This is a genomic window from Pseudomonas sp. Pseusp18 (assembly GCF_059506005.1).
The window spans coordinates 2,767,105-2,785,023 of sequence record NZ_CP169240.1; the positions used below are offsets into that span (position 1 = coordinate 2,767,105).

Sequence of the window (17,919 nt, forward strand, 5' to 3'; positions counted from 1 at the left end):
TTTGTGCCAGGGTAGCCCGGGATGGATCGGATTTATCTCGCTTTTGGGGTATGGTTTAGGTCAGTCGTAAACAGCAACAAAAAGCCGCTGCCACCCTCATAGGGCGGCAGCGGCTTTCAGGTGTTCCCGGCTTACTTGCTGTCAGGCAGCGCGTAAGCGATCACATAATCGCCGCGATCGGGCGACTGACGCGCACCACCCGCGGTGATGACAACGTACTGCTTGCCTGTTTTCGGCGACACATATGTTATCGGGCCACCTTGGCTACCCACGGGTAGCCGGGCTTTCCAGGCCTCTTGTCCGTTGGCGGAATTGAAGGCGCGCAGGTAGTAGTCCTGTGTACCGGCGATGAACACCAGGCCGCCCTGGGTGGAGAGCGTACCGCCCAGCGTCGGCATGCCGATCGGCAACGGCAGATGCATCTTGATACCCAACGGGCCAGTGTCCTGGACGGTGCCGACCGGCACTTGCCACGCGACTTTCTGGGTTTTCATGTCGATCGCGGTCAGTGTGCCAAAAGGCGGTGCCTGGCAAGGGATGCCGGCAACCGACAGGAAGCGGTTCTTGTTCACTGCATACGGGGTGCCTTTGAGCGGTACCGCGCCCATGCCGGTGTTCAGTGCTTCACCACCGGAAGAGGTCTTGGCATCTTTCTGCGCCGCAATCATCTGGATCCACAGGCCCAGACGCATGTCGTTGACGAAGATAAAACCGTGTACCGGGTCAGTCGAGAGACCGCCCCAGTTCATCCCTCCCAGCGAACCCGGAAAGCTCAGCGAGATATCGGTGCCTGGTGCGGTGTACAGCCCGTCGTAACGCATTTTCTTGAACGAGATACGGCAGAGCAGTTGATCGAACGGCGTTGCCCCCCACATGTCTGACTCGGTCAGCGTTTGCGCGCCGATCGCTGGCATGCCCACCGATTTCGGCTGAGTCAGCGAGTAAGGTTCGTTCGGGATGTTCGAGGTTTTGACCGGAACCTCTTCCACCTTGGTCAGCGGTTTGCCGGTGGCGCGGTCAAGCACGAAGATCTGCCCGGCTTTGGTGCCGATCACGACGGCGGGCACCTTGCTGCCATCAGCTTTGGCGAAGTCGATCAGACTTGGCTGCATGGGCAGGTCGAAGTCCCACAGGTCGTTGTGGACGGTTTGGTAGACCCACTTTTCTTCGCCGGTTGTTGCGTTCAGTGCAAGAACGGAAGCGCCATACTTGTGGTTCAGTGCCGTACGTTCCACGCCGTAGATGTCGGTGGACGAACTGCCCATCGGCAAGAACACGGTGTTCATTGCCGGGTCGTAGGACATCGGTGCCCAGCTGTTGGGCGTGCTGCGCACGTAGGTGCTGCCGGCCGCCGGAGCCTGCTTGTCTTCGGGGTTGCCCGGGTCGAATGCCCAGCGCATCTCGCCGGTGACGACGTCAAAACCACGGATCACGCCACCTGGCATGTCGGTCTGGACGTTGTCGGCGACACGGCCGCCGACGACCACGGTGGTCCCGGCCATCAGCGGTGCCGATGACAGCTGGTAATAGGAGTCAGGGACGTCGCCAAGACCTGCTTTCAGATCAACCTGACCGTTGTTACCGAAGCCCTGGCAGAACTCCCCTGTGTCGGCGTCCACTGCGATCAGGCGCGCATCGATGGTGTTGGTCAGCAGACGGCGCTGGCAGTTGGCGCCGGCCGGTACCGAAACGGGCTTGGCAGGTGTGCTGCCGTCAGCAGGCTGGGCGAGCGCGGCGGTAGCGTCGAAGTAGGCGATACCGCGGCAACGTTGCCAAACACGGGTCTTGGCGTTGATCTCGTTCTTCCACAGCTGTTTACCGGTGTCGGCATCCAAGGCGATGAGGTTGTTGTGCGGGGTGCAAATGAACACCTTGTCGCCAACCTGCAACGGTGTCATCTGATCTTCGGCGCCATTGCCGTCGCTGATCGCGATGTCCCCGGTGTTGTAGGTCCATGCCGGCACCAGCTTCGAGACGTTGCTACGGTTGATCTGGTCCAGAGCGGCGAAGCGGCCGCCACCTTCGTCGTTACCGTAGTGTTCCCAGTTTTTCTGGGCCTTGGCAGGGTCGACCTTTGTCAGCCCTGGGCCGTCACCGGTCGGCGAAACAGGGGCATGGGGAACGAACATACCGGCACCACCTGCAACGATGGCGACTGCCAGCACACCGCTCAGAGCGTAGCCACTGCGGCCGCTGGCCAGGCTATTGGCCTTGCGCAGATGGGGGTAGACCAATGCCACCAACAGGCTCAGCACGCCCAGGGCGAACAAGCGAGAGATCAGTGGCCAGAAGTTCAGTCCGACATCCGCCAGCGCCCAAATCACGGTCAGCACCATCACCGCCGCGAACAGCCAGGCACCTTGCAGACGCTGCTTGAAGAGCAGTACGGCAGAGACGATCAAACCGAAACCGGCGAGCAGGAAGTACCAACTGCCACCCAGCGTGGCGAGGTAGCCACCACCTGCTGCGAAGAATAATCCAAATACCAGCACACCGAAGGCGACGACCCAGATGGGCCAGCGGCTGACGGATGCCGAAGGTCGAGACTTAGTCATGTTGCATGATCCTACTGACGCATGAACGTTTGTGGGGAGGGTTAAAAGTAGTGAAGGCAGTCTGAAAATAGTTGTTAACTATTTGGTTAATTGCGCAAAGATATCAAAAAAAACTAGCCCTGCGACAAATTGTCATTTGCCGGAAAGGAGAAACACTGTTGCGAAGATGGTAACAATCGAGAGAAATGCCCCTGAACACACGGGGCGAGCTGGCGAAGATTGCCTTCAGCCAGGTGTGATTGCCTACCGCAAAGAGCGATAGGCAATGGGGTCGACGTACGCCGATTGCAGGTCCCGCTCCGGGATTTCCCAGATGATTTGCTTTGGCGGCGTTTCTTTGGAAGCCGGGTTGTTGAGGTAGCTGTTTGCAGCGCCAGAGAACGCTCCACCGTCTTTGGCGAAGTTACCCACGGGGGCGCCCAGTGCCTGCTGCAGAAACCCTGCGAAGTTGGAGTTGCGTGAGAATGAAGTGCCGATGAGCGCGGTGTTGGGGAGGTCGGCATCGCCAAAAAGGTCTGCCTCAGTGTCAGGGTTGGCGGCTGACGTAACGGGAAGTTCGTGGGTGCTGGTTTGAGCGACCATGTCGGGTGCGGGTTGCCATTTGAGCGGCAGCCAGTCGATGCCCGCCAGATGGACCAGATCGCCAGGTCGAACCGCGAGCGGGGCATGACGTTCATTGAACGACCTGCTTGGCGTGGCGCTGATGCCCAGGGTCTTCAGGCGCTGTGTGATGGCATCGGCCGCCGTTTTCGCGCCGGATTCGCTCCAGTGCGTATCGGTGCGCAACCAGGCACTGGCCCCCAGTGGCGTCAGCGCCGCGGTGAGGTCCAGATTCGACACGCCGCCCGCATCCAGCTTTGAGGTCCAGGCCTGAATGCGTCCTTCGAGAGCGGCTGGGCGGTGCAGTGTGCAACGCTGCTCGGAAGCGATGCGGCTCTTGTCTGGAACGATGACCACCAGCAGGCTGATACCACGCTGGGAGAGCTGCTGCTTTAGATCAATCACGGCCTGGGCTTTGGCATCGGCATTGCGCTGCGCTTGATGGTTGACCTTGAGCTCATCGGCCAAAAACAACCAGCCAGGACAACCTGAGCGAACCCTCGGCCCGGTGTCGTTCAGGAGCAGCCAACTGACTCCGCGCTCCAGCTCGGCGAAGGTCGTGGGGAGGTAAGCGTTCGACAGTTCCTTGGCGATCCGATGAGTGATATCACCGTCAAGAATCTGCGAGGTCAGCACCTTACCGGGTAACAGTGAGATCTGCCCTGAAACGATCAGACGGCCAGAGGACAACAGTCCGACGAACAGGAATATCAGCAGCGCCACGCCTGCCAACCGACTGCTGCGAATCGCCAAATCATCTGGCTGAGTAGGGAGCGGGGGAGGCTTTAGGGTTGTCATCAGAATTGGAAGTATAGGAAGGGTACGGTTTCGCGACTGGCGATCAGTGCGAACGACAGCATGAAACCGGCGATGGGCCAAAGGGCGGTGGTGTGGAGCAATAGGCCGCCCAGTCGTTTCTCACAGTAAGGGTGCAACAACGGTGCAACGACACCGAACACCCCCAGCAAACCCGCAAGGCCGTGTACCGGGCGTAGGGTCGCGGACAGTTCGTCATCGAGGGCAATGCCTTGCAGCCCTAACTGTCCGGCATACAGGCTCAGCGCGCTGTGAAAGTCGGGGGCGCGGAACAGTGTCCAGGCCAGGCAGACGAACAGCAGGGTCAGCCCATGGGAAAACACTGGCTGTAACGGGGGCAGGGTAGAGCTGTTCCAGACACGATTCACACACAACGCAATGCCATGGGCGCTGCCCCACAGCAGATAATTCCAGCTATCGCCACCGTGCCAGAGGCCGGCGATGGCCATGATCAGGAACAGGTTGCGATAGGTTTTCCAGGTGCCGTTGCGATTACCACCCAGCGAAATATACAGATAGTCACGCAGCCAGCTGGACAGCGACAAATGCCAGCGGCGCCAGAAGTCCTGGATGCTGTTGGCCAGATAGGGACGGTTGAAGTTCTCGGGAAAGTGGAAGCCCAGCATCAATCCGAGACCAATGGCCATGGCGCTGTAGCCGGCGAAGTCGAAGAACAGTTGCAAGGAGTAGGCAAGGCAGCCGATCCAGGCGTCAGAGAAACTTGGGCTCTGCACATTGAACGCCACATCGACCACCGGCGACAGGGTGTCGGCCACCAGGACCTTCATGCTCATCCCGACCATGAACCGGCGTGCGCCCAGCGAGAAATTCTGCCAGTTGAAGTGACGCTGATTCAGCTCACGCCGAACCCAGTCATAGCGAATGATGGGACCGGCGACCGAATGGCCGAACATCGAAATATAGGTGGCGTAATTAATGAAGCTGCGTTCGGCCGGCACGGTGCGGCGGTGTACATCCACCAGATAGGAAATCGCCTGCAAGACGATAAACGATAGCCCGGCCGGCATGATGACTCGCTGCCAGTCCAGCGGCATGGCGCCAGACCAGGCAAGGGCATCGATCAACGTACCGGCGACGATGTTGGCGTACTTGTACCAGCACAGCACCGCCGTGTTGAGCACGATCAATGTCACGAGTAGCCGCACGCGGCCCTGGTCTTTTTCCCGCAAGGCGTCAATCAGCAAGCCGCCGGCCCACGCCGTGATCGTCAGCACCACATGCACTGCGAGGAACCGAGGGCTCAACCAGCCATAGAACAGCCAGCTGCCGATCAGTAACGTGACGTTGCGCCAGGCGGCTGGGCACACTGCATAGCTGCACAAGAACAGCGGCAGGAACAACGTCAGAAACTCGAGAGAGGCAAAAACCATGGTGGTGGCGCGATCCGATCAGTGGGCCAGGACGTCAGTCGCGAGCAACAGGTGCGGGCCATTTGCACCAGGTAGCAGCACAACGCTGTAGCGTTCGCCGGCCTTGAGCTGGCCGAGGTCAAGTGGCGCACCGACGTTGGTTTGGGCGCAGACCAATTGAACCGACAGGCTGACCGGGTTGATCGCTCGACGTTGCACGCTGCCGTCGGCCACCTCCTTGAACAGGTCAGCGTTTTTCCCCGCAGCGCGCAAACCGGCCTGGGTGCACGCTGGATCGGCGCTGATAAACGCCAGCGAGGCTCTCAGGCTATTGAAATCGTCGGGTTGCTCACGGATGACGACCTGGCGGATACCTTGAGCGCTGTCGGGCAAAGCGATCACACTGGCGAATTCGCCTGCTGCCACCTGGATGTCCAGCGGCTGGCTTTTGCCGTTGCGTTCCAGGGTGCCCTTGATCGGCTGGTTGGCGGGCACGGGCAGGTAGTCGGACACGGCATTCGAACCCTCGAGCCTGAGGCTGGCCCGCGAGCCTTCGGCCAGCAGCTGCAAGGGGCGGTCGGCGGCGTTGATAAAGCGCAAGAAGGCCGAGTCCTGATCCGGGCCCGTCGGGTACAGGGCAATGTCGGCGGCCTGGGCGTGCAGGCTCAGCATCAAGGGCGCGAGCAGCGCCCAGCCACATGTGGATCGAGTCATTTGCCGGCTCCTGTGCTGCTGACGGTGTTGGCGGGCAACTTGGCCAACGCACCACCAATCGCAGTACCCCAGGCTTGATAACCGGCGACGGTGAAGTGCTGCCCATCGGTGGTGATCCACTGCCCGGGTTTGGAGAACGTCAGCGAATCGATGTAGGTGCAAGGTGCCACGTTCGCGGCCAGAAACTGCGACATCAACTGAGTGCGGGCATCATTCTTCTGGTACATGCCACCGGCTTTGCCCCAGGCCGGGCCCACCCAGGCGCAACGGGTCCCGGTGGCCGCGATGGCCTTGGCCAGGCCGGTGACGCTTTGCCATGCCCAGGCCTTCGGAAACACGGGCTTGTCATAGGACGCCATGGTGTCGCCGATGACCAGTACCACCAGGTCGGGTTTGTCGGCGGCGATCAGGTCCTGGATCGGTGTGGTGGTGGCGTCACGGCCCTTGATCACGATCTTGTCGTTGCCTTTGCGCTCGGCACCGCAGTCGACCTTTTTACTGATCAGCCAGTCGCCAGCGCTGGCGCCACAGGCGCCGATGGAGTGAACCAGGGCGCCTTGGCGAGTCAGGTTGTCGTGCAGCGGTTCCAGCAAATGGTCCGCGAGGCTCATATGGCTCTCCCCAAGAACAAGGAGAGTCAGGCCGGCAAGGGCAGAAGTGGGCATCGAAAACTCCAGAATGATCAGTTGGAATAAGGCGAGGTGTACGGGCTGACCGGCAGGCTCATGGGGCCGCTGATGTCCTCGAACAGGTAACGCAAAGACAGGGCGCCGCTGAATTGTTGGTAGTCGTGGGCGTTGTCCAGGCCCAGATTGGCGCCCAGCAGGAAGTTCGAAGCGAGCTTGTATTCAGCTGCCGCGGCGACGCTGTAGCCGATCCCGGTTTTGCTTTGCCCGGCGTAGCGCAGGCCCGAGGCCGCCTGCAGGGCTTTGTCGGTCGGGAAATAGTCGGCACTGTCTTGCTCGAAATGCTGCACGCCGACCGAGCCCTTGACTTGATACGTCAAGCGCCCGGTGCGTTGTGCCCAAGTCACCGGCACGCCCAGCGCGAAGAATGTCTGCGGGCTGAAATAGCCGCCGTGCCCATAGGTGAAATAGTCCTGATTGTTCGCGTAGCTGATGCCGGTCATGCTCAGGCCGACGGTCAGCTTGCTGTCTGTTGCATTTTGCAGATACCAGTAGACACCGCTGCCCAGTTCACTGCGGCTGTTGGATTCGACATGGTTGCCCAACAGCTGGTGCCAGGAGGCGTAGCCATAGGCGCCGACTTCGCTGTCGTCATAGCTCAACTGGCCACGCCCGCCGTTGGCGGTCACACCGCCCCAGGACTGCCCGCTGCGTTTGTCCGTGGTGCCGGCAAACGAGGTGACGCTGTCAGTCACCGGACGCCGGGAAACGCTCACCCCGTAGCGGACATTAGAGGAGTCGCTCACCGGGCGATCAACGCTGATGCCGCCCGTGGCGGTGGTGTATTTGAAGCCGAGCGGGGTGGTGCCGAGATCGGCCTTGAGCCCATCCGCGGGCCGTTGAATAGCGACGGAAAGACCGACACCCTCGGCTTTTTGCGAGCCGGCGCCTTCGCTCTGCGCACCGCTACCGAAGCGCTGCAGTGCTTCGCCGCTGGCACTGCCGGCGTTCAGCGAGACCGGTGTCACGCGCAGAGCGACGCGGTTTTCATCCAGCGGGATATTGATTTCCAGCGGCGTTTCAATATCGGTCAGTTTGCTCAACCCCGACTCACTGTTGTTGCTGCGAATGCTCACGCCCTGGGTGACGTAGGCACTGCGCTCCTGAAGGATTTTATTCAGCGCCAGTTGTGCGGGGCTGATGTCTTCACTCAGCAGTGCTGCGCGCGGCAGCTGCGACTCGAATGGATTGCTCGCCTGCTGCGGCCTTGGCAGGGCGTCGATGCCAAAAGGGGAGGTTGACCTCACGCTGCCCGGCATCTCCTGAGCCGGTGGCGGGATCGCTGCCAGCAAGGTGTCGCGACTGACCTCGCTACGTGGCCCCGACACCCCCGCAAAAGGGTTGGGCGCCACTGTCGAACCGGCCAGTTGGCCGCTCTGGTTTCTGCGTTTCTCGCTCTGTTCGATGGCCACTGCCTTGCGCAGCAGATCGGTCGCCGTGCCGGTCTTGCCCATGTTCTGGTAGAGGCGTGCGGCCTCGGTCAGCGTTTGAGGGTTGCCGGATTCGGTCTTGAGCAACTGTTGCAGTGCCTGTTCGGCAAAGCCTGTGTCATGTGCCAACACCGCCGCGTCGGCGGCACCCAACAGCAGTTGTGGGTCGTTTGGCTGACGTTGTAACAGCGGCTTGTAGAGTTCGAGGGCTTTTGCCGTGTCGCCGTTGGCCGAATACATTCGCGCCAGCGCCGCGACGGCGGCGCTGTCACCGGGACGTTGCGCCAGCGCGGGCGCCAGCGTGTCATACGCGCTGGCCAGATTGCCTTGTTCGCGTAGATGGTCAGCCTGGCGGATGCGATAGAGATGGAGCAGGTCGTCGAAACGCTTGCGAGTCGGTGCGTTCAAGGGCTTGTTCTGAAGGTCGCGCAGAATCTCGTTGACTTGCGCGTCTTCTCCGGACTCAAGCAGGACCGAAGCGTATTGCAGGATGAAGTCCGCCGAGGGCGCAGCGGTGTGTTGCAACTGGCCGCGCATGAGGGCCAGCGCTCGGGTCGGCTCGCCGATCTCGACATAGGCCGAGGCCAGGCTCGCCGTGCGATCTGGACTGTTGTTGGCCATCGGCTGAATACGATCGAGCAAGGTCAGGGCTTCCTGACGCTGTCCGCGCTTGCCCAACCCGATCGCCTGGCTGAGTTGCAGGTTGAGGCTGACATCTGCGGCCAGCGCTTCCATGTCCGGGGTGCGCTGGTCGGGGCGCAAGCGTCCCAAGGTTGCCTGGGCGGCTTTCCACTCACCCATCTGGACCGACAGCAAGGCGCTGACGTAAAGCGCATCGGCATTGTCGGGGTGGGCCTGGAGCATGGTGTTGATCAGGTCCCGAGCCTTTTGCGGTTCGCCCATTGCCAGGTTCAGGCGGGCCAGGGCGAAACGTGTCCAGATGTTGTCCGGCTCAACGCGCAGCGCGTCTTGCAAGGCGTTGCGCGCAGCGGGCAGGTCGTTGCGTTGTTCGGCGAGGGCGGCCAGTTGCGTCGCGCGCAAGGCTTGCAGGCGTGCGGACTGGCCGGTCTTTGCCTGTCCGGTGGCTGGCAGGCTGTTGATCAGTTGCAGGGCTTCATCGTTCTTGCCGCTCTTGAGCAGCACATTGACCAACCCTTCCTGTGCTCGAGGGTCGTCGCGGCGCAGATTCAAAACTTGCCGATAGTTGCGCTGAGCCTCATCGAACTGGCCCGCGCTGGCCTGAATATCCGCCAGGGCGAGGAGAGCATCCGCCCCGTTTGGATTCTGCCGCAGCGCCTGGTTCACCAAGGCCTGTGCCTGGGCTGTCTGGCCTTTGGCCTGGGCATCGCGGGCCTGCTGCAACGCAGACCAGTAGCGCACTTCGTTCAGCGCCACTTGCCAGTGGCTGCCGTTGTGTTGTCGCGTGGCCTGACCCAGGAGCTTTTCCGCTTCGGCCAGTCGCTGTTGCTGCTGGCGAATAACCCCAAGGCCGCCCAGCGCGTCAGCGTCATCGGGCTGGGTTTTCAAGCGTGCTTGAAACGCCTGTTCGGCGGTGGCCTGATCGCCTGCTTTGAGCGCCTTCAGGCCGCGCGCGACTTCGGCGGGCGGTTGCCATTCCTTGCTGGCCGTCGTTGCCGGCTGTTGCTTGCCCTTGTTCATCTGCGCGCGGATTTCCACGTCATCCGGATGCGTCTTGAGGTACGTCTCGAACAACGGCACTTGTGCCGGATTGGGCGGGCCGATCCAGGTCAGCGCCAGGCGCCAGCTTTCGTCGGCATCACCGGCGATGTCGGTACGCTGGGTCAGCGCGGCCAGGGCGCGAATGCCCTCGGCACGGCTGTCTTCATGGCGGATCAGATGCTTGGCGTAAAACAGCGCGACGATCGAGTCGTTGGGCATCTCACGTTGCAGGCGCTGAAACCCGCTGCGTGCTTCAGCCCAGTCAGCCTGATTGAAGGCAAGGTTGTTGTAATACTCGCGGCCGATCGTACCTTGAGGTGGACGGCCATCGAACAACGAGCGAAACACGGCGGTCGCCTTGTCACGCTCACCGGCATCGACGAGGCGCCGAGCCTCTTCCAGGCGCTGCTGGTTCTGCGGTTGGGCCACGCCGATGTCCTGCGCCAATTGCAGAGCCTGTCGAGGCGTTGGCTGGATGGCTTGCAAGCGGGCGAGGTATTGCTGCGCTTGTTGTGGCTTGCCCTGTTGCACGCCGATCAAGCCCAGGCCATAGAGTGCGTCAACCTGGACCGGGTCCAGCAGCAGGACTTTCTGCCAGACTTCCGCAGCGCGTTGAGGGTTGTTGTGCGACTGCCAGTACTGCCCTTGCTCGACGAGTAACGTCTGTGGCGTCGGACTTTGAGCGTGTGCAGCAGCCGTCCATGCGCTCATGACGGCGATGGCTAGCGTGCGGTGGTGCGCGTGCATGCGGTCTCCCAGGAGAGTTTCAGCGTTCCGTCTTCCCGGAATCGGTAATGTTTATCTGCCCAGCCGAGCGCGAACAGGCTAAGCATGAAGTTGTAGTAACGCGGCGGACTGGCGTCGGCGTCAGGCCTGGCCAGCGCCTCTTGCAAGGCGAGCTCCACGCGCTGTCGTTGTTGATCGGCCAACCGGGGATGCCCCTTGGCCTCAAGGTAGGGAATCAGTGCAGCCCAGAATCCGAACGGGCTCTGACCCTGAACACTGCCGTGGAGAATCCGGACTGTTTCCGGGGGGGAACCCGTCGCGACAGTGCTGCGAGCCATGCCGTCCAGCCGTTTGAGCAGGAGCGCTGCCAGCGGTTCGGAGGTGTCACTCATGCCCAGCCAGAGGTACGCGCGAATGGCATCGTAGCTGCCCGTGTCGCCGTTGATCGGGTCGCTGACGAAGACACCCGATTGCGCTGAAGTGCCTTGATAACCGACCCAGTCAGCGACAAAACCGTGGTGGCTTGATTGGGCAATCATCGTTGCGGTGTTGTTGGCAATCGCTTGCCAGGGCCCGTTGGGAGCTTCCTTGGCCAGCCGCCGTAACAGTGGCAGTGGCAGGTAGCTGGGGTTCAGGCGCCAGAGCGCATCCGGCAGGACGAAGCCCTGTGGTCCAGGCAATACCATCGGCCCCAGCCCGGGCAGCGTGACGACCAATTGCGTTTCAATCATCGCCATCAGGTGCAGGGCATCCTGGCGATAGTCCGGCCGATGCCACAGGCGTGCGGCTTCGAGCAGGGCGTAGGCGATCCACAGGTCGGCGTCGGCAGCCGAATTGGCGTCCTGCAAGCGCCACTGACCGTCCGTGCCTTGCCCCCATAACCAGCCTGGCAGGCGAGTGGCGGTGGCGGAGCCTGCGAGGTTGGCTGATGTCCAGCGCCAGAGTTTGTCAAAGCGTGGCTGATCGTTGCCGATCAGTGCGAAGAGCATGCCGTAGGATTGCCCTTCAGAAGTGCTGTGATTGTTCTCCAGGCTCGATTCCAGAACCCGGCCGTCGGCCTGGACGAAGCGCGTTGCATAGGTTTGCCACAGTGGCCAGGCCGGCAACTCACAGGGAGTTGTAGCGGCTATCGCAGGCACCGGCAGGGTGAGCGCAAGCACAACGCTCAACCTGCGCGCGTTACCGCGCAGGTACTGGCGAAGTGAAACAGCCCGGCTGCTCATGGACGACACAGGCATGCGCAACTCATTGGCCAAGACGACGTTTGGCCCGTAAGCGCAGGGCCAGGTAGGTCATCGAAGCAAGCAGCAGGACCCCGAGGAGAGTGAACAGCATGAGCGCCATTACGTTTTGCGAGAGGTACCACTGCAGATAGCGCAATGGGCCCATGCTCCCGACGTAGTAATCCTGTTCGGCGACCAGCGATTTGACATGTTTGCCCTTGACCACCACCAGGCTGCCTTGCAACTCGTGGGCGTTCTCTTCGCTGCTGAGCAGGGCGTTGGTCACATCGGCCAAGCCGTTGGGCCTTGCGCTGGCGATAAACACCACACTGCGCCCACTTTTGAGCGGCGATTCGAATCCAGTCAGATAAGCACTGCCGTCGTCAGCACTGAACCTGAAGCTGTTGCGTGCTTCACGCAGATTGGTTTTCGTATCCGGGCTGATCCAGTTGCGCAGACGCAAGGGCAGGTCAGACAGTTCAAAGTACTGCGCAGCAGCTTCGTCCTTGGCCGGCAGCAGGCTTTGCCATTGCTCCAGCAGCGGCTGATTGTTGCCCGAGGCGAGCACCAGCAAATCCCGGTCGCGTTGCTCGGCCACCTGGTCGGCGTGGACCACCTTTACGCCGGTGGCCGGATAACCGGTGGAGTCGCCGAAGCGGCCCAGCACGGTCAGATAGGCGCTCAGATCGGCCGGGCCTGGCTCGTTGGGCAGGATCACCGATGTTTCAGAAAGGTCGGCCATGCGGGTGAACGGGAAGCCGCTGTCCTTGAACACCCCGAGGTTGGGCATGGCCATGAAGTGTTCGTATTGGCTGAGGTCCAGGGTCGAGTCCGGGTCGATCACGCCGCGCATGTTGTCGATGATGATGTCGCGGCAGTCGCCCTGTTTGATGTAGTCATACATAAAGCGAAATTGCAGGCGTGATTGCAGCGCTACGGAATTGAGCGGCAACAGCATGCGCGACGTGCGGGCCAGGCTGTCGTCGGTTTTGAGCATCGCCAGCAGGCTGTCGCTGCTGCCGAGTTTCTCGATCGAAGGCAGATCGATCGACTTGATGAAGGTATCGTTGAAGTGGACCAGCAACGAGGAATTGGTGGAGACCGGCTGCGGCGTATAGCGGTATTTCAGGTCAAGTTGTGCGCCGGGTTCACGCCAGTTGAACAGGTCGGGTGGCAAGCGCAGCGCAACCGTCATTTGTCCCGGGTTGTAACCCGATACATTGAGTTCTGCGGGCTTGGCCAGTTCACCCAGGCGAACCGGGCGGTCGGAGGGCAGCCAGTTAGGCGCGTCGTACGGTCGGCGTGGCTTGAGCGAGTCGATCCGGTCGATCACCACGCTCTGCCCGGAAAAGGCCGAGCCACCGAGGGCCAGCGCGGTCGCGGCGACCTTGAGATCGGCGCCATCGCGCCCGGAGACGATCAACAGTTTGCCCTGAGCATCATTCGGGTTGCTCACGAGTGTCAATGTCGGCCCCGTGGCCTCTTTGATCGGCAAGCCACTCAAGGCCGTTGATTCGCTGCCGCTGACAAACACCACGGCGTTGCCTTTGGCCGGCAGGCTGGTGAGGCTGGCGGGGAAGGTTGCGCCGCGGTAGCTGGCCAGGGCGCCAAACCAGGACGACAGGATACCGGCGGCCTCAAGCTCAGGGCCGCCCGGGCGCGCAGTGAACACGAAGGGCAGCTTCAGGGGCGAGGCGTCTCGACGATCGAACAAGGGCAGAGGCAGAGCGGACAGGTCGTTGGGCTGTTTAATCGAGGACACCTGGAGGCTCAGCTGGCTCTCGTTGCCGATCTTGGCCCACAGGCTGGAGTGCAGAGGGTCTTCACATTGCATCGTGTAGTGACCGATGAACTGCAGGCTGAGCCGGTTGAATTCGGTGATGGTCTGCGGCGGAATCTGCACGGTCCGGGTCTGCAATTTACCGGCCTCTTCCTTTGGGAGGGGCAGGCTGGCGGCCACTTGATCGTTGATCAGCACGTTGATTTGCGAAAGGTCGGCCAGCAGCGCCGGTGAATAGCTGTACTGCAGCGTGACCTGCGCAGCCGTGACGACTTCATCGGCGCGCACATTGAAGTTCACACTGTCGGTAGCCTCCACGCCTTTAAGGTTCATCGAATAGCTTTTGCCCAGCTCCTTGAGGGTGCGGGTATAGCTGTTGCTCGGGGCATCGGTCCCGGGCAACGATGCGACCGGCATCACCGCCGGCTCTGTGGCGTTGATTGGGGTGGTAGCACTCAACGCCCAGTCGCTCCAGCCCACTAGTGAGCAGGCGAGCAGCATGAGTGAGCGACGAGGAGGAAAGGTCCGGCGAGTGGAAGGCTTCAAGATCGTTGCGTGTCCGCGGTGGGGTCGATGGGTGATGGAGTGGCCGGGCGTTTGCGCAGCAGCGCCTGGCTGTCCTTCAGGGTGGCAACGAACAAGCGCAGGATGGCGCGCAAGCCAATGCTGCTGACCTCGCGCAACGCCGACATTGGCGCGTCGAGGCGGCCGTTGCCCCACGTGTTGGCCCAGGTGTCGGCCCGTGAAAAGGTCAGTCGCACCAGCTCACTTTGCTGGCGCAGGGTCAAACCCTCGAATTTCACGCCTGCCACGTTGTCGTTGCTGAAGATCGTTGTTGCGGGAAAGAGGCTTGAGGGAGGCGTGCGCAGAATGCACAGCCGCAGCTTCTCTTTGGCGCTGAGCTGAACTTGCGGTGGCAGTGCCAGACCCACGCCGTTTTGTGAGAAGTCCCGGGTTATGCAATCGAACGATGTGCCGTCTTCGCGATAGACGCGCACGGGCAGATCCGCGGGCACCCTGGGCTCGTTGCGCACCTGAGAGGACTCAGTGGCCACCGCCACGGCGGTGCTGACGATGATGATGTTGTACACGGTCCAGACCAGATTGATCAGCAGGGTAGTGACCTCGGCCGAATCACTCCCGACCAGTTTCACCACGCCGATCGCCAGACCGATCATGTTCAAGGTCAGCAGGACGATGTAAGGCCGCGCGAGCTTCCAGTTGAAATAGTCCTTTTCGACGGTGCCGCCCTTGTCGGTTACGTTGAATTTGCCCAGCGAAGGGCTGATCAGGGCGAGCAGTACCGGTCGCATGATGTGCCAGGCCAACACCGACTCATACACTTCGTTCCAGAAGGAATGGCGGAAGCGCCCCTGGATGCTGGAGTTGGTCAGGCTGGAGTGGAAAATATGCGGCAGCACATAGACCGTGACCATCAACGCCGAGGCATGGAAAATCTGCGCGTCGAAAAACAGGTAGGCCAATGGTGCGGTCAAGAACACCAGGCGGGGCAGGCTGTAGAAAAAGTGCATCATGGCGTTGAGGTAGCAGATGCGCTGCCCCAGGTTCAGCCCTTTGCCAAACAAGGGATTGTCAGTCCGAAAAATCTGCACCATGCCCCGTGCCCAGCGTATGCGCTGGCTGATGTGTCGGGAAAGGCTTTCGGTGGCCAGTCCCGCCGCTTGTGGAATGGCGAGGTAAGCGGTGTTGAAACCACGGCGATTGAGCTTGAGTGCCGTGTGCGCATCCTCGGTCACGGTCTCGGTGGCGATGCCGCCGACTTCCAGTAAGTGAGTCCGCCGGATGACCGCGCAGGAACCACAGAAGAATGCCGCGTTCCACAGGTCGTTGCCGTCCTGCACCAGGCCGTAGAACAGTTCACCTTCATTGGGTACCGAGCGAAAGGTATCGAGGTTTTTTTCGAACGGATCGGGTGAGTAGAAAAAGTGCGGCGTTTGCAGCAACGCCAGGTTCGGGTCCTTTAGGAACCAGCCCATGGTGATTTGCAGGAAGGAGCGGGTGGGCACGTGGTCGGCGTCGAATACGGCAATGAACTCGCCATCGGTGACTTTGAGTGCCTCGTTGAGATTGCCGGCCTTGGCATGTTGATTGTTGTCGCGGGTGATGTAGTTGACACCAATCTTCTGACAGAAAGCCTTGAATTCCTCCCGGCGTCCGTCATCGAGCACGTGCACCCGCAGTTTGCCCTCGGGCCAGTCAATGGCCTGAGCCGCGAGTACCACCAGTTTGACGATACCCAATGCTTCGTTATAGGTGGGAATGAACACATCCACCGTCGGCCATTGCGCGGGTGGCTGTTGCAGAAACTGCGGTTTACGTTGCAGCGGCCAGGCGGTCTGTATATAGCCGAAGACCAGGACGAGCAAGGCATACAGTTCTGCCAGCACCAGCCCGTAGCCAAATACGGCATCCTGCCAGTTATCGAAGTCCAGGGTGTCGGACAGGCGCCAGTACATGTAACGCAACGAAGCGATCAGCGAGAGGGTGATCAGGGTCAGGATCGCCAGACGCCCGGTTTGCTTGCGGATGATCAGGCTGGCGGCAAAACAGACGGAGGCAAACACGGCCTGGGAATACAGATTCTGCGGCGCAGTGAGGATACCCAGCACCAGCAATGCTGCAATCAGCCCGCCTGAGATTTTCAGGCCCAGGCGCCAACGCAGGGGCCATTGGCTAAAGCGATCCTGGAAGCTATCCAGCAGCTTCTGCAACCACCAGGTCTTTGCAGGTAGCTGATTCAGCTGGACGGTCATGGCGTGCCCTGCTGGCTGGAAGCATCCGCGAACAGCAGGGCATGGACCGCGGCAGATAGCGACAGAATGTCCTGACAGCCAATGCTCTCAGGTGCGCACTGCAACAGGTCCCGACCATAGGCCAGCGACTCGTTGAACTGGTGATCGAGGTGAATCGTCCCGATCAGGTTAGCGCCGAGCCGTCGCTGAAACAGCACGCCCATGTCCCTGCTGAACGCACGGGAGTCATCCCATTGGTTGAGCACATACCGCTGCCGCTGTGCGCGTCGCAGGCTGGTTTCCAGCCACTGGGTCATGGTGTCCAGTGCCAGGTAGGAGGCCGCGTCGGCCACCGTCATCACCAGCACCAGATCGGCGGCGTCGAGTGCCTGTTGCGAATAGACGGTCGCACCCGAAGGCGTATCCAGGATCACGGTATCGTTTTCGCTGAGGTTCATCGACGCAAGGTGCTGATTCAACCAGTCAGCATCTTCAAGCAGCATCTGCCTGAGCAAGCGGCGTTCGTTCAGCTCGCCAGTGCCGAAGGGCAGGCACTCACTCTCGCTAAAGCCCGGCAGGCGATGAGCGCTCCAGTCGGCGTCCTGTTCTTTGAGCTGGATCAGCCCGGGAGCCGGCCGGGTGATACCCAAGTGGCTGGACAGCGCGTTCTGAGGGTCCAGATCAATCGCGATGACTCGCCCGCCAAGGTGCCGAAGTGTTTTCGCGAGGCCAGCGGCGACGGTGCTTTTACCCACCCCGCCATTCGCTGAAACGATGGCAATGACCTTCGCCTTCGTCCGCTTGTGAATCGTTTCTGGCAGACCGTCTCGGCGAACCTGGTTGAGTTCACGCAACAGGTCGCTCAAACGCTGACGGTCACCGGTAGCGGAACTCGCAGGTGGTTCGGTCAGGGGAGGGGATTTGGGCGATGGTGGCGAGAGGACAGTGTTTTTCACCGGCTCGACCGGCGGTTCTGGCTCAGCCACCGCAGGTATAACCGGGTCGTCTTTGAAATCTTTATAGTTTGGTTGTATTTCCTGGTAAGTCTCTGCATTTGCGCCAAAACGTGTAAAGAGTTTCGTAATGTCATCTACATATTTCATGCGTTGTACCAGGAATGAAATAACTTAGAAACTCAGCATTCCATTAACTTAACAAAGTTGATGCGTCGTCTAGGCGTTGGCAGAGTGCCATTAATTTAGGGTTTCCATGTAGGTGTGTCAATAATTGTTATAAAAAGTCAGCGAGTCATGTTGGTGTTTGTCCAAGTGTTATTTGTGTGTTGTGATGTTTGTATAAAGTGTGAATGTTGAAGTGCGCAAAAATAATAACTGTCCAATGATGTGTGGTGCGGTAACAGGTAATAAGTGCATTTGTCGGAAGAAATAATTTCCGAGTATTCCTGTTCCAGGGATAAAAGAAATCTCTTCGATTTCAATGGGGCGGAGTGTGAGTCGCGTTTTTCGCTAAAGTTATTGTTCTATTGGCTTTCGTTTAAGCTTGTGAAAATTGAAAAGAGCAACATCGGTCTCTTTTTTATGTTTATCAAGTTTCACCACTGCTAGCACAAATGTATCTCTGTGTAT

The 17,919-nt window shown here is 60.4% G+C and carries 10 protein-coding genes; all 10 read right to left on the reverse strand.

What is annotated here, in order from left to right; all coding sequences use genetic code 11:
- Window positions 1-131 precede the first annotated feature (131 nt).
- The 10 genes from ACEN9A_RS12585 to bcsQ all read right to left on the reverse strand — a co-directional run bounded on the left by ACEN9A_RS12585 (window position 132) and on the right by bcsQ (window position 17,436).
- A complete protein-coding gene (locus ACEN9A_RS12585; protein WP_258673829.1) occupies window positions 132-2,555 on the reverse strand; it encodes a glucose/quinate/shikimate family membrane-bound PQQ-dependent dehydrogenase in 2,424 nt (807 codons plus the stop codon).
- A 243-nt stretch (window positions 2,556-2,798) separates the two neighbouring features.
- A complete protein-coding gene (locus tag ACEN9A_RS12590; RefSeq protein WP_258673830.1) occupies window positions 2,799-3,953 on the reverse strand; it encodes an alginate O-acetyltransferase AlgX-related protein in 1,155 nt (384 codons plus the stop codon).
- Entirely contained in the window at window positions 3,953-5,362 is a 1,410-nt protein-coding gene (locus ACEN9A_RS12595) for an MBOAT family O-acyltransferase (RefSeq protein WP_258673831.1), read from the reverse strand. The genes ACEN9A_RS12590 and ACEN9A_RS12595 overlap by 1 nt, the downstream gene beginning before the upstream one ends.
- An 18-nt stretch (window positions 5,363-5,380) precedes the next feature.
- Complete coding sequence (locus ACEN9A_RS12600) at window positions 5,381-6,055, reverse strand: alginate O-acetyltransferase AlgF (RefSeq protein WP_258673833.1); 675 nt, start codon at window positions 6,053-6,055, stop codon at window positions 5,381-5,383.
- Window positions 6,052-6,720 carry an SGNH/GDSL hydrolase family protein gene (locus ACEN9A_RS12605; RefSeq protein WP_026345795.1) on the reverse strand — a complete coding sequence of 223 codons (669 nt, stop codon included), beginning with the start codon at window positions 6,718-6,720 and terminating at the stop codon, window positions 6,052-6,054. Before ACEN9A_RS12605 ends, ACEN9A_RS12600 begins: the two co-directional genes overlap by 4 nt.
- Before the next feature lie 17 nt (window positions 6,721-6,737).
- Window positions 6,738-10,598 carry a cellulose biosynthesis protein BcsC gene (locus ACEN9A_RS12610; protein ID WP_258673834.1) on the reverse strand — a complete coding sequence of 1,287 codons (3,861 nt, stop codon included), beginning with the start codon at window positions 10,596-10,598 and terminating at the stop codon, window positions 6,738-6,740.
- On the reverse strand, window positions 10,574-11,815 hold the full coding sequence (gene bcsZ / locus ACEN9A_RS12615; RefSeq protein ID WP_258673835.1) for a cellulose synthase complex periplasmic endoglucanase BcsZ: 1,242 nt from the start codon (window positions 11,813-11,815) through the stop codon (window positions 10,574-10,576). The genes ACEN9A_RS12610 and bcsZ overlap by 25 nt, the downstream gene beginning before the upstream one ends.
- Before the next feature lie 7 nt (window positions 11,816-11,822).
- On the reverse strand, window positions 11,823-14,126 hold the full coding sequence (gene bcsB / locus ACEN9A_RS12620) for a cellulose biosynthesis cyclic di-GMP-binding regulatory protein BcsB (RefSeq protein ID WP_258673836.1): 2,304 nt from the start codon (window positions 14,124-14,126) through the stop codon (window positions 11,823-11,825).
- Window positions 14,123-16,354, reverse strand: coding sequence for a UDP-forming cellulose synthase catalytic subunit (gene bcsA / locus ACEN9A_RS12625; RefSeq protein ID WP_258673837.1), 2,232 nt, complete (start codon window positions 16,352-16,354; stop codon window positions 14,123-14,125). The genes bcsB and bcsA overlap by 4 nt, the downstream gene beginning before the upstream one ends.
- On the reverse strand, window positions 16,351-17,436 hold the full coding sequence (gene bcsQ, locus ACEN9A_RS12630) for a cellulose biosynthesis protein BcsQ (protein WP_258673839.1): 1,086 nt from the start codon (window positions 17,434-17,436) through the stop codon (window positions 16,351-16,353). The genes bcsA and bcsQ overlap by 4 nt, the downstream gene beginning before the upstream one ends.
- Between the last annotated feature and the right edge of the window lie 483 nt (window positions 17,437-17,919).